The sequence below is a fragment of the Pseudomonas sp. H3_E07 genome, assembly GCF_054668895.1.
In genome coordinates this window covers 1,278,927-1,290,647 of sequence record NZ_CP162795.1, presented here as the reverse complement: position 1 = coordinate 1,290,647, position 11,721 = coordinate 1,278,927, and the positions used below count along the sequence as shown (strand labels likewise).

Genomic DNA, 11,721 nt, shown 5'->3' with positions numbered 1-11,721 from the left:
GCGAGGGATCAGGACTTGGCAGTGAAGGCCGCTTCCTGGCCGAATCCGGTCGGCGAGGTGGAGCTTGGGGTCTTGAGGCAGGTGCCGGCCGGGACCAGTTTCCAGGCGTTGGCCTGGTCTTTGGTTTTCGAGGTGCCGGCGCAGGAAGTGCCGGCACCCGCGGCGCAATCGTTCTTGCCAGCTTCGGCGACGCCAAAGCATTTCTGCATGTCGTCGGCAGCGTGGGCGGTGGTGGCCAGGGTGGACAGGCTCAGGGCGGAACCGAGGGCCAGGACGAGGGTGGCGGCGGACAGTTTGGTAGTCATGTTGAATCTCCAGCAGTGGGTTGAATTGGCGGGCTTGAGTGCCTGCTTGCACCACTAGAGGCGGGAAGGTGAGATTCGTTACACATCGCTTGAAAATAATTTCAAACAATGAAAGTTTCAGGGATCACACAAAGCAAAATGTGGGAGCGGGCTTGCTCGCGAATGCGGTGTTTCAGTCACTGAATGTGCTGACTGATCCACTTTATTCGCGAGCAAGCCCGCTCCCACATTTTTGATCGGGTTCCTACAGCAACCGTCTCTTAACCGCCCAGGTACGCCTCGCGCACCTTGGGATCGGTCAGCAACTGCTCGCCAGTCCCTTGCATCACCACCCGGCCGTTTTCCAGCACATAGGCGCGGTCAGCGATCTTCAAGGCCTGGTTGGCATTCTGTTCCACCAGGAACACCGTCACACCGTCCTTGCGCAGTTGTTCGATGATGTCGAAGATCTGCTGGATGATGATCGGCGCCAGGCCCAGTGAAGGTTCGTCCAGCAGCAACAGCTTGGGCTTGCTCATCAGCGCACGGCCGATGGCGAGCATTTGCTGCTCACCGCCGGACATGGTGCCGCCGCGTTGACTGAAGCGTTCCTTGAGCCTCGGGAACAGGTGCAATACCTTGTCCATCTGCTCCTGGTAGTCGCCCTTGTCGGTGAAGAACCCGCCCATGGCCAGGTTCTCTTCCACGGTCAGGCGCGAGAACACGCGACGGCCTTCCGGCACCACCGCAATGCTCTTTCGCATGATCTGCGACGACTGCTGGCCCACCAGCTCTTCGCCCATGTAGCGGATGCTGCCGCTGTGGGCTTGCGGCGAACCGCACAGGGTCATCAGCAAGGTCGATTTGCCGGCACCGTTGGCGCCGATCAGCGTGACGATCTCGCCTTGGCGCACTTCCACGTTGACGCTGTGCAGGGCCTGGATCTTGCCGTAGAAAGTGGAAACGTTTTCGAATTGCAGCATTTTACGCTTCCCCCAAATAGGCTTTGATCACTTCAGGATTGTCGCGGATCTGCTCCGGCGTGCCGTTGGCCAAAGGTGTGCCCTGGTTGATCACCACGATGTGGTCGGAAATGCTCATGACCAGTTTCATGTCGTGTTCGATCAACAGCACGGTGGCGTTGTTTTCCTCACGCAACACGCTGATCAGGGCCTTGAGGTCTTCGGTTTCCTTGGGGTTCAGGCCGGCCGCGGGTTCGTCGAGCATGAGGATCCGCGGACGGGTCATCATGCAACGGGCGATTTCCAGGCGACGTTGCTGCCCATAGGCCAGGGTGCCGGCGGGGCGGTTGGCGAACTCGGTGAGGTTGACCTTGTCCAGCCAGTACTCCGCATATTCCATGGCCTCGCGCTCGCTCTTGCGGAACGCCGGGGTCTTGAACAAGCCTGCGAAGAAATTGGTGTTCAGGTGGCGGTGCTGGGCGATCAGCAGGTTTTCGACCGCCGTCATGTCCTTGAACAACCGCACGTTCTGGAAGGTCCGCACCACGCCTTTGCGGGCGATCTCGTGACCGGCCAGGCCCTGGATCGGTTGGCCGTCCAGCAGGATGCTGCCACCGCTCGGCTTGTAGAAACCGGTGAGGCAGTTGAACACCGTGGTCTTGCCGGCGCCGTTGGGGCCGATCAGCGCTACGACTTGTTTTTCTTTGACGGTCAGGGCTACGCCGTTGACCGCTAGCAAACCGCCGAAGCGCATGCTCAGATTTTCGACTTTCAGGATCTCGCGGCTCATTTGCGCAGCTCCATGTGTGGACGTTGCATGGGCAGCAGGCCTTGAGGACGCCAGATCATCATCAGCACCATCATGGCGCCGAACATCAACATGCGGTATTCGCTGAACTCACGCATCATTTCCGGCAGCAGGATCATCACGATCGCCGCCAGGATCACGCCCAGTTGCGAGCCCATGCCACCCAATACCACGATGGCGAGGATGATCGCCGACTCGATGAAGGTGAACGACTCCGGGGTCACCAGGCCTTGGCGAGCGGCGAAGAAGCTGCCGGCGAAACCGGCGAACGCAGCCCCCAGGGTGAACGCGGAGAGTTTGATGATGGTCGGGTTCAGGCCCAGTGCGCGGCAGGCGATCTCATCTTCGCGCAACGCTTCCCACGCGCGGCCGATCGGCATGCGCAGCAGGCGGTTGATCACGAACAAGGCGGCCAATGCCAGTAACAGCGCCACCAGGTACAGGAACACCACTTTGCTCACGGGGTTGTAGTCGATCCCGAAGTATTCGTGGAAGGTCTGCATGCCTTCAGCGGCGGTACGGTCGAACGACAGCCCGAAGAACGTCGGCTTGGGGATGCTGCTGATACCGTTGGGGCCGCCGGTGATGTCGGTGAGGTTACGCAGGAACAGACGGATGATTTCACCGAAGCCCAGGGTCACGATCGCCAGGTAGTCACCGCGCAGGCGCAGTACCGGGAAGCCCAGCAGGAAGCCGAACGTGGCCGCCGCCATGCCCGCCAATGGCAGGCAGATCCAGAAACTCCAGCCCAGGTAATGCGAGAGCAGTGCGTAGGTGTAGGCACCCACGGCATAGAAGCCCACGTAACCCAGATCGAGCAGGCCGGCCAGGCCGACCACGATGTTCAGGCCAAGGCCCAGCAACACGTAGATCAGGATCAGGGTGGCGATATCGACCGCGCCGCGCGAGCCGAAGAACGGCCAAATGAGTGCGGCGATGATCAGGGCAATGATGATGTAGCGCTGCGTGCGTGGCAGGGTCAGGAATTGGCTGACCTTGGGCGACACCAACGGACCACGGTTGCTCTTGAACAGGGCACCGACCTGCTGGGTGAACAGCACGCGCAGGAACATCAGCACCGAGCAGAGGGCAATGATGGTCAGGGTCACGGGACCGGTGCCATGCACTTCCAGATTGATGCCGACAATGCTCAGCTTGAGACCGAGTACCGGAAAGGCCACGGCCCATACCAGCAAGGCGCTGAAGAACGCCGATTTAAGATATCTGCTCATACTTTCTCAACCTCCGGACGGCCCAGGATTCCGGTCGGACGGAACAACAGCACCAGAACCAACAGGCCGAACGCCACGACGTCCTTGTACTGGTCGCCGAAGATATCGGCGCCAAAGGCTTCGGCCACACCCAGCACCAGGCCACCGAGCATCGCGCCCGGAATACTGCCGATGCCGCCCAATACCGCCGCGGTAAAGGCCTTGAGGCCTACCAGGAAACCGGCGTTAGGGTTGATCACGCCGTACTGCATGCTCAGCAGCACCGCTGCAACGGCGGCCAGCGCGGCGCCGATCACGAAGGTCAGGGCGATGATGTTGTTGGTGTTGATGCCCAGCAGGTTGGCCATCTTGATGTCTTCGGCGCAGGCCCGACAGGCGCGCCCCAGACGGGAGCGGGAGATGAACAGGGTCAGGCCCAGCATCGCCACTAGGGTGACGACGAAAACCAGGATCTGCATGTAGGAAATCAGGACTTCTTCCGCACCACCCGGACCGAAGGAGAAGCTCCCCGGGATCAGGTTGGGAATGGACTTGTCCTTGGAATCCTGGGACAGCAATACGGTGTTCTGTAGGAAAATCGACATGCCAATGGCGGAAATCAGCGGGATCAAACGGTTGCTGCCACGCAAGGGGCGATAGGCAACGCGCTCGATACTGTAGCCATAGGCACTGGTTACGACGATCGACGCAAGGAACGCAGCGGTCATCAACAGCGGCAGGGAGTGGATACCCATCATGGCCAACCCGGCAAGGGCGATAAAGGCCACGTAGGAACCAATCATGTAGACCTCGCCATGGGCGAAGTTGATCATTCCAATGATGCCGTAAACCATTGTGTAGCCAATGGCTATCAAGGCATAGGTGCTGCCAATGGTCAGGCCATTAACCAGCTGTTGGAAAAAATGATAGATCTCAGGCATTACAGCGCTCCTAAAAACCCGATACGCATTTCACTGGTGGAGTCATGTTCCGGCCCCGTGCTGTGTTCTGTGAGCACATTTGCACAAAGCGTTTGCCAGCGAACCGCTGGTGACGGTTTTAAGATTTTCAGGTGAGCCAGCGCCCGGATCGCGGGTGTCAGGCCCATAAACCTCGTAAAACAAAGCCCACTGCTCTCACAGTGGGCTTGTTGGACCAGTAATGCCTGGCTTACTGAGGGGAAACTTCGGTTTTTGGTTTACCGAAGTGCCATTCGTAGACCACGAACTTGAAGTCCTTCAGGTCGCCCTTGGCGTCGAAGCTCAGGTCGCCGGTAGGGGTCTTGAAGGTGCCCGCGTGGATGGCTTCGGCCACCTTGGCGGTGTCTTCGCTCTTCGCAGCCTTGATACCGCCGGCGATCACTTCAATGGCCGAGTAGGCTGGGAACACGAATGGACCGGTTGGGTCCTGCTTGTTCTTGGCGAACTCTTCAACGATGGCTTTGTTGGCCGGGTCGGTGTCGAAGGATTTAGGCAGGGTCACCAGCAGGCCTTCGGAAGCGCCCTGGGCGATTTGCGAGATGGAGTCGTTGCCGACGCCTTCTGGCCCCATGAACTTGGCGTTCAGGCCTTTTTCCTTGGCTTGGCGCAGGATCAGGCCCAGCTCTGGGTGGTAGCCGCCGTAGTAGACGAAGTCGACGTTGGCTTGCTTGAGTTTCTGGATGATCGAGGAGAAGTCTTTGTCGCCGGCGTTCAGGCCTTCGAAGACGGCAACCTTGGTGCCTTTCTTCTCGAGGGTCTGTTTGACGGCGGTGGCGATGCCTTCACCGTATTGCTGCTTGTCGTGCAGTACGGCCACGATCTTCGGCTTCACGTGGTCGGCGATGTAGTTGCCGGCGGCTGGGCCTTGAGCGCTGTCCAGGCCGATGGTGCGGAAGATCAGCTTGTAGCCACGCGCGGTGATTTCCGGGCTGGTGGCAGCCGGGGTAATCATGATCACGCCTTCATCTTCATAGATGTCGGAGGCAGGTTGAGTGGAGCTGGAGCAGAGGTGACCGACCACGAACTTGACGCCGTCGTTGACCACTTTGTTGGCGACGGCAACGGCTTGTTTAGGATCGCAAGCGTCGTCGTATTCCTTGGCTTCAAGCATTTTTCCGTCGACGCCGCCTTTGGCGTTGATGTCGGCGATGGCTTGCTTGGCACCCATGAATTGCATGTCGCCGTATTGCGTCACTGGACCGGTCTTAGGACCTGCGATACCGATCTTGATGGTGTCGGCTGCGAACGAATGGCCGGCAACCCCAGCCAGGACCATAGCGGCAAACAGTTTGGAAATCTGCTTAGTAGCCTTATTCATAGTGCTCCACTCTTACTGTTGTATTTTTTATAGTTCTAGCGGCCTTGTGAGCTGCAGAACCGGATCAGATATCTCGGATATCCCCCCGGCAGTGCCCTGGCAACTGTACCGGTACAGTGTAGAGCGCCGGTTGATCGCTTGAAAAGCTGGCTGCTGGGGGCAAAACCCGGGTATGTCGCTTAAATGAAAGAAAAAGACAGAATTGCGGCGGGGTTATGCCGGAGTTTCAGGCAATCCTTGGCTTTCCTGACACTTTCTATCGGTGACTCATTTGCAACTGGGTTTTTCTGCTTGAGGTGTGACGCTATGATTGCGCCGATTTTTTCCCAAGGTGAACTCCCATGACGCAAGAACCTAGCACCCTCTATGCCAAGCTGCTCGGTGAAACCGCCGAAATATCCTGGAAGGAGCTTGAGCCGTTCTTTGCCAAGGGTGCCCTATTGTGGGTCGACGCCGGCCTGGATTTGATCGAGGCCGCCGAAGGCATGGCCGAAGATAATCGCGACAAAGTCGCTGCCTGGCTGGCTGCCGGGAGCCTTGGCGAAGTGTCTGCGACGCGGGCATTGGACCTGGTTGAGCGTGATCCGAGCCTGTGGGCGGTGGTGGTATCGCCGTGGATTCTGATCCAGGAAAGGGCAGTGTAAGAAAAGATTGCACGAAAAAGGTGCGTGGTTTTTGCTGTCTTAAGTGTGTAGCGGAGTAACTGCTGACGCCGTGATGGCACGTTGCCGTAGAGAAAGGTCACAGGTGAGGGTGACGTGCACGTCATGGGAACAGTTAGGGCGCTGGCCGAATCGCTGCGCAATTGTTTCCAGGTGTGCCAGGACTGAAGGTATCTGTTGTCTGGACTGCCGCATTCGCGAGCAAGCCCGCTCCCACATGCGACCGCATTTGTGCAGGATGCACACGGTCAACTGTGGGAGCGGGCTTGCTCGCGAAGAGGGCAACGCGGCCTAGGCGGTTTTCCCGGTATGGTTATTCAACGAAATAACCTTGGTCTTGCCAATCCGGTGACGGTAAATCTCGCGCAGGTACTTGATCGCCTTCTTCACGCAATCCCGTGACAGGCGGATGTCATTGATCGACACAAACTTCTCTTTGTCGTTGATCAACTCGCGGTACTTCTTCTCATACATCGGTTTGATCGCGTACCAGTTGGTATCGAGGATCTTCGCCGGGTTTTCGAACTCGTTGAGCAGCTCGTCGATACGGTCTTCGTCGAAGTCCTCGTGGATGATGAAGTCCAGGATCGAATTGTCCAGCGTGTCATCGAAGCGGTACGGGTTGCGCGCAAAGCAACGTTTGATGAATGCCACGATCAGCGTAAGAAAGTCGTCCGACAGGCACGGGCTCTTGGCGATCAGGGTGGTCAGCGACAAGTTGGCCGAAGCGCCGATCACCAGGGCATAGCGCTTGAGGGTGGTATTGGGGAACAGGCTGTTGAGGTGGGTCTTGAGCCGGTTCAGGTCCATGTAGGACAGCTTGTAGTCCTTGGGCAATGAAACGATCGACACCACCGACGAACAGTTTTTGAAGAAGTGCAGGTCGTGCAACGCGGCCGCGTCGTAGCCCGAATTCTTGTACTGCTCCAGCGACGCCTTGTAGCGCTTGGACTCGATCGGCAGCAGGCTGATGCCTTCGATGGCTTGGGTGACCTTGTTGAAGTGCGGCAGGTCGATGGAGCGGAAGAACAGGTCGTCGATGTTCAGGCGCTGCGGCTCTTTGTCGAATACCTTGAACTTGTCGCTCGACGGCGCCGGGGTTTCCGGGACGACGGATTCGGCATAGGCAATCGCCACCGGGCCGGCCAGGCTCATGAACAGGTCGTTGGCATCCAGGCGAATGGTTTCGCCGATGTCGATACCGGCACGACGGAAGTAGTTCTGGTCGTAGTCGGTGGTCACGGCCTGGGCCGTGAGGATGTTGAAGATCTGCTGGGAAATGTACTGGTTGGCGTGTTTTTCCATCGCATTGACGTCAATGTTCTGGATATTGCCGTCATCGCTTTCTTCGGCATAACGCATGATGTCGTTGGAGATCAGCATCATCGCGTTCCACGGCCGGATACGCCCCTTCACGCTGGCTTCGCTGCTGTCTTCGTTGGCAAAGTTGTACGAGAAATCCCATTCTTCCGACAGGTATTTGCACAGCAGTCGCCCGGCGTTGATGTGCAGCGCCTCGGACATTTCACTGCGGTGGTCGGAAATATTCGGCAGCACGCAGATGCCGCTGGTGAAGATCGGCTCGAACACAAAGGCATGGCCGCTTTTGCTGTCGTGCTCGTCGGCGGGCTTGGTGTCGAACGTTTTGTTCATGTACGAGTGCTGCTGGGCCAGGCCGAATTCGGAGGCCATGCCCGAACCGGTGCCGCCGCCGGCGCTGAAGATCGAGAAGTACAGGCGCGACTGGTTGGCTTTGATACCGCAAGAGTCGATCAGGTACGAGTGGATCATCTTCCAATCGGGGCTGGAAAAGCGCTGGGTGTCTTTGTTGAGGATGATCTTGGCCAGGTACTGGCCGAGGATCGGCGCGTTACCGGCACCACCGGCATGGACCTCCGACAAGTCCATGATCTTCATTTTGCTGTAGTCGCGCAGGAAGCCGCTTTTTTCGCCCTTGCGCGAGAAACGGATGCGCCCGGCGATGTCCTTGTCCAGGTCGCCGAGCATGACCAGCGGCTCCACCAGGAACACAGGTTTGCTGGCCTTGCCGCCGCCCAGGCGCAGATTGTTGCGGATCCACTGGGCCGGGCTGTAGCCCTTGTCCTGCGATTTGTCTTCGTTGCTGAATTCGTTCAGGTAGAACTTGCGCGCGTTGTACACCAACTCCGCCACGTCCAGTGCGATGTTCGAACCGCAGCGGCCCAGGCCGATCAGGCATACCGAGGGAAATTCCTGCTCGTTGCGCGGGTCGGTATCGCCTTCCAAGTGGGGCGGGCGCGGGAACACCATGTCGCGCAGGCCGTCGAGGTTGTCGAGAATGCGGTCGGTATTGGTTTCGGTGAAGTACAGGTATTGCTGGGTGGCCGACGGGCGGGTGGTGCTCAATGACGTTGAACCTGAGGGTTTGTCCGCAGGCGCTGGGGGCAACACGTCGGATACCAGGGTGGCAGAGTTATTTTTAGAGGTCATTGTGCGCCATGTGCCTGGGCGGACGGCTAAAGAGTATCAAGTAGCCATCACGGAGTGGGAGTTCGCGACTTTACTGCGCGTCCTTGTCCTGGGCGAGTGGGCTAAACCCGAGTGTTTTCAGGGAAAACCTGGCCGGACTCTGATGAATCGGCCGTTTGTCGGGGTTCTTTAGGCAAATGATGGCTAAATGCCAAGGATTCGACGTCAACGAATTGGCCTGACGATCGACGTGGAGCTGCCACGGTTTGGGGAGGGGTCTTTCGTCGAACTGCTGTCCTTGCTGCCCACCCCTCTGTGCGCAGGGAGAGGGTTGCGCTGGTTGATGCCCTGCATCACGCCGATGATCTCACTGGCCGGCACCGCCGGACTTAGCAGGTAACCCTGCACGAAATCGCAGCCATGCTTGAGTAGCACCTCGAATTGGGCCTGGGTTTCCACGCCTTCGGTCACCACCTGCAAGTGCAGGGTGTGAGCCATGCCGATCACCGCCTGGACGATCTCGATATCGGCGGTGGACTTGGGAATGTCCTGGATAAACGAGCGGTCTATCTTCAGGGTGTTGAGTGGCAAGCGTTTGAGATAAGCGAGGGACGAGTAGCCCGTGCCGAAGTCGTCGATGGCCAGCGACACGCCCAGCGCGCGGATCTGCCGCAGCAACGCCAAGGTGCTGCTGATGTTGCCCATCAGTGCGTTTTCGGTGACTTCCAGCTCCAGGCGGTTGGCGCCGATCCCGCTGAAGCGCAACGCGTCTTCGATTTCATCCGCCAGCTCATCGCGCGCCAGGTTAAGGGCCGAGCAGTTCACTGACATGGTCAAGTCGGTGTAGCCGCGGTCAGCCAGCAGGCTCAGGTCATGACAGGCTTGGCGCAACACCCAATGGTCCAGTTCGGCAATCAGGCCGTTGCTTTCGGCGATGCCGATAAAGCGGTCCGGGGCCAGCAAGCCGTGCTGTGGATGTTGCCAGCGCACTAGGGCTTCGAGCCGCGTGACCTTGCCCAATTTCATGTCGAAGATCGGTTGATAGAACAACACCAGTTGGTTATGGGTGCGCAGCGCTCCGCGTAATTCCTCTTCCAGTTGCAGTTCGAGGAAGGCGCGAGTTTTCAGGTTGGAACTGAAAAAGTTGAGATTGTTGCGCCCGGCATCCTTGGACTGGTACAGCGCCAGATCGGCGGTTTTCAGCAGTTCTTCGCAAGTCAGGCCGTCGTCGGGGAACAGGCTGATACCAATGCTAGTGGTCATCACCATGCGTCGGCCGGCCAATTCGATGGGCTCTTTCATCTGTTGCATGATGCGCTGGGCCAGGTGCCGGGCTTCGTCGCGGTGGTGAATGCTGATCAGGATGCAAAACTCATCGCCGCCAAACCGTGCGACCACATCCGCGTGGCTGCGCACCGAGCCCTTGATATGCCCGGCCAGCACGCTGAGTAACTGGTCGCCGGCGTCATGCCCGAGGCTGTCATTGATGCGCTTGAAGTGATCAATATCGAGGAATATCACGGCCATCATGCCGTTGGAGGCGGTTTTTTCGGCGAGCTTCTCCGCAAAAATCTGGTTGAACCCTCGGCGATTGAGCAGGCTGGTCAGGGCGTCGTAATGGGCTACTTGTTGCAGCGAGGCGCGAGCCTGGTCCAGTTCGCTGAGCAGTGCATTGACCCGGCGCAGGTCACGTTCCTTGTGCTGCAGTTTCTTGTCGGCCAGAGCGGCGCTGATGCTGCTGCCGATCACCAGCAGGGTGATGACGGCCACCGACAGGCCCAGTTGAATGGGGTTGTTATCCACTGCCAGTGAGAGGTCAGCGCCGGTGGGGACGATTAATTGCAGAGCGGCCATGCCCGTAAAATGCATGCTCAGGATCCCCGCGCCCAAGACCAGGCTGGCGGCGTATTTGAGCAGTTGATGGAACACGCCCGTGCCCGTGCGCAGGTAACTCGACAGCAACAACGCCGCGAGGCTGGCACCCATGGCAATGCCAACCGAGGCCAGGAACAGTCCCGAATCGAAATACATCTGGGCCTGGGAGCGCATGGCCGACATGCCAACGTAATGCATCAAGGCGATGCCGATGCCCATCCAGATGGACGCCAGCAAATACTGGTGAAAGCGCAGGTTGGAGTGACTGAGGGTTTGCATGGCGATCAACGACGCGATCAGCGCGATCAGCAAGGATGCGAACGTCATGAACAGTTCGTAATGGATCACAATCGGGGCCTGGAAGGCCAGCATGCTGATGAAATGGGTGGACCAGATCCCGCCTGCCAGGCAACCGGCACCGAGCCAGCGCCAATGGCGCCGCGCGGTAGGGTCTTCGACATGGCCGACGCGTTCGGCCATGTCCAGTGTGCCAAAGCCCGCCGCACACGCAACCAGGTAGGCGAGCAACACCAGGAAGGGGTTATGACTGCAATTGAGTAATAAGTGCCCGCTCGCTGGAAGTTCGGTAAAAAAATGCAGACCCAGCCATTCCATAGCATGTCCCGTCATAGCGTCACGTCACTGCCTACGGCGATGACCAATGAGGACGAGTGTAGACGGCTAGGAGAATTCGCCAAGGAGTAATGGCACTTTGATTCTCTACGATTTTGGCATGCCACCCATAGCGTTTGATGCTAAGCGCTGATGGGCAGGTCCAGTTCGAACGGTGCTTCCAGAGGCGCCAGGCCAAACGCGGCGCGGGCTGCATCGCAATCGGCGTTGTGTTCGCCCCCATACCAGGAGGCCTCGAATTCGCGGCACACACTGGAGCGTTGTTCGTAAATCGTGCAGCGGGTGCCTTGGCCCACTTCTCCTTCAAGGCTGCAGCAGCGCGCCGGCTTCTGATCGGTGCCGATCATCGCCACGCGGGTGGGGTTGATCTGCACCACCAGGTCATCGGGCACCGTGCCCCCCGACGAGGCGCACTCTCCCCAAAAGAAAGACACACGAAAGTGTGAACAGCAGGCACCGCAATTCAGACACGGACTGGCTTCGGACATGGGCGTCATCGATAAGAAAAGTAGGGTTGGGGTGTTACGGAAGGCTCGCCAT

The 11,721-nt window shown here is 58.6% G+C and carries 10 protein-coding genes; 1 reads left to right on the top strand and 9 read right to left on the bottom strand.

Annotated elements, in window-relative coordinates; genetic code table 11:
* Window positions 1–8: 8 nt before the first annotated feature.
* The 6 genes from AB4O08_RS05870 to AB4O08_RS05845 form a co-directional block, all read right to left on the bottom strand.
* Window positions 9–305: a BufA1 family periplasmic bufferin-type metallophore gene (locus AB4O08_RS05870; protein ID WP_010212367.1), complete on the bottom strand. Its 297-nt coding sequence runs from the start codon at window positions 303–305 to the stop codon at window positions 9–11.
* A 260-nt stretch (window positions 306–565) separates the two neighbouring features.
* Entirely contained in the window at window positions 566–1,267 is a 702-nt protein-coding gene (locus tag AB4O08_RS05865) for an ABC transporter ATP-binding protein (protein ID WP_010212366.1), read from the bottom strand.
* 1 nt (window position 1,268) lies between these two features.
* Window positions 1,269–2,036 (bottom strand): high-affinity branched-chain amino acid ABC transporter ATP-binding protein LivG, encoded by a 768-nt coding sequence (gene livG, locus AB4O08_RS05860; protein ID WP_010212365.1) that lies wholly within the window; start codon window positions 2,034–2,036, stop codon window positions 1,269–1,271.
* Window positions 2,033–3,286 carry a high-affinity branched-chain amino acid ABC transporter permease LivM gene (locus tag AB4O08_RS05855; protein WP_010212364.1) on the bottom strand — a complete coding sequence of 418 codons (1,254 nt, stop codon included), beginning with the start codon at window positions 3,284–3,286 and terminating at the stop codon, window positions 2,033–2,035. The genes livG and AB4O08_RS05855 overlap by 4 nt, the downstream gene beginning before the upstream one ends.
* Complete coding sequence (gene livH / locus AB4O08_RS05850) at window positions 3,283–4,206, bottom strand: high-affinity branched-chain amino acid ABC transporter permease LivH (protein ID WP_003172375.1); 924 nt, start codon at window positions 4,204–4,206, stop codon at window positions 3,283–3,285. Before livH ends, AB4O08_RS05855 begins: the two co-directional genes overlap by 4 nt.
* Window positions 4,207–4,435: 229 nt before the next feature.
* A complete protein-coding gene (locus AB4O08_RS05845; protein ID WP_010212361.1) occupies window positions 4,436–5,563 on the bottom strand; it encodes a branched-chain amino acid ABC transporter substrate-binding protein in 1,128 nt (375 codons plus the stop codon).
* Window positions 5,564–5,904: 341 nt separating this feature from the next.
* Between AB4O08_RS05845 and AB4O08_RS05840 the strand changes: the two genes are divergently transcribed.
* The gene (locus AB4O08_RS05840) at window positions 5,905–6,207 is read left to right on the top strand and encodes a DUF2288 domain-containing protein (RefSeq protein ID WP_010212359.1); all 303 of its coding nucleotides are present in this window, start codon (window positions 5,905–5,907) and stop codon (window positions 6,205–6,207) included.
* Window positions 6,208–6,516: 309 nt separating this feature from the next.
* Here AB4O08_RS05840 and AB4O08_RS05835 read toward each other — a convergent pair whose 3' ends face one another.
* The 3 genes from AB4O08_RS05835 to AB4O08_RS05825 form a co-directional block, all read right to left on the bottom strand.
* Window positions 6,517–8,694 (bottom strand): hypothetical protein, encoded by a 2,178-nt coding sequence (locus AB4O08_RS05835; RefSeq protein ID WP_021492386.1) that lies wholly within the window; start codon window positions 8,692–8,694, stop codon window positions 6,517–6,519.
* A 204-nt stretch (window positions 8,695–8,898) separates the two neighbouring features.
* Complete coding sequence (locus AB4O08_RS05830) at window positions 8,899–11,163, bottom strand: putative bifunctional diguanylate cyclase/phosphodiesterase (RefSeq protein WP_010212354.1); 2,265 nt, start codon at window positions 11,161–11,163, stop codon at window positions 8,899–8,901.
* Window positions 11,164–11,303: 140 nt separating this feature from the next.
* Window positions 11,304–11,669 (bottom strand): YkgJ family cysteine cluster protein, encoded by a 366-nt coding sequence (locus AB4O08_RS05825; protein WP_021492384.1) that lies wholly within the window; start codon window positions 11,667–11,669, stop codon window positions 11,304–11,306.
* Window positions 11,670–11,721 lie beyond the last annotated feature (52 nt).

Excerpts from the sequence above, each read along its gene's own strand:
- AB4O08_RS05870 (WP_010212367.1), bottom strand. The coding sequence starts at position 305 with ATGACTACCAAACTGTCCGCCGCCACCCTCGTCCTGGCCCTCGGTTCC.
- AB4O08_RS05865 (WP_010212366.1), bottom strand. The coding sequence starts at position 1,267 with ATGCTGCAATTCGAAAACGTTTCCACTTTCTACGGCAAGATCCAGGCC.
- livG (WP_010212365.1), bottom strand. The coding sequence starts at position 2,036 with ATGAGCCGCGAGATCCTGAAAGTCGAAAATCTGAGCATGCGCTTCGGC.
- AB4O08_RS05855 (WP_010212364.1), bottom strand. The coding sequence starts at position 3,286 with ATGAGCAGATATCTTAAATCGGCGTTCTTCAGCGCCTTGCTGGTATGG.
- livH (WP_003172375.1), bottom strand. The coding sequence starts at position 4,206 with ATGCCTGAGATCTATCATTTTTTCCAACAGCTGGTTAATGGCCTGACC.
- AB4O08_RS05845 (WP_010212361.1), bottom strand. The coding sequence starts at position 5,563 with ATGAATAAGGCTACTAAGCAGATTTCCAAACTGTTTGCCGCTATGGTC.
- AB4O08_RS05840 (WP_010212359.1), top strand. The coding sequence starts at position 5,905 with ATGACGCAAGAACCTAGCACCCTCTATGCCAAGCTGCTCGGTGAAACC.
- AB4O08_RS05835 (WP_021492386.1), bottom strand. The coding sequence starts at position 8,694 with ATGACCTCTAAAAATAACTCTGCCACCCTGGTATCCGACGTGTTGCCC.
- AB4O08_RS05830 (WP_010212354.1), bottom strand. The coding sequence starts at position 11,163 with ATGGAATGGCTGGGTCTGCATTTTTTTACCGAACTTCCAGCGAGCGGG.
- AB4O08_RS05825 (WP_021492384.1), bottom strand. The coding sequence starts at position 11,669 with ATGTCCGAAGCCAGTCCGTGTCTGAATTGCGGTGCCTGCTGTTCACAC.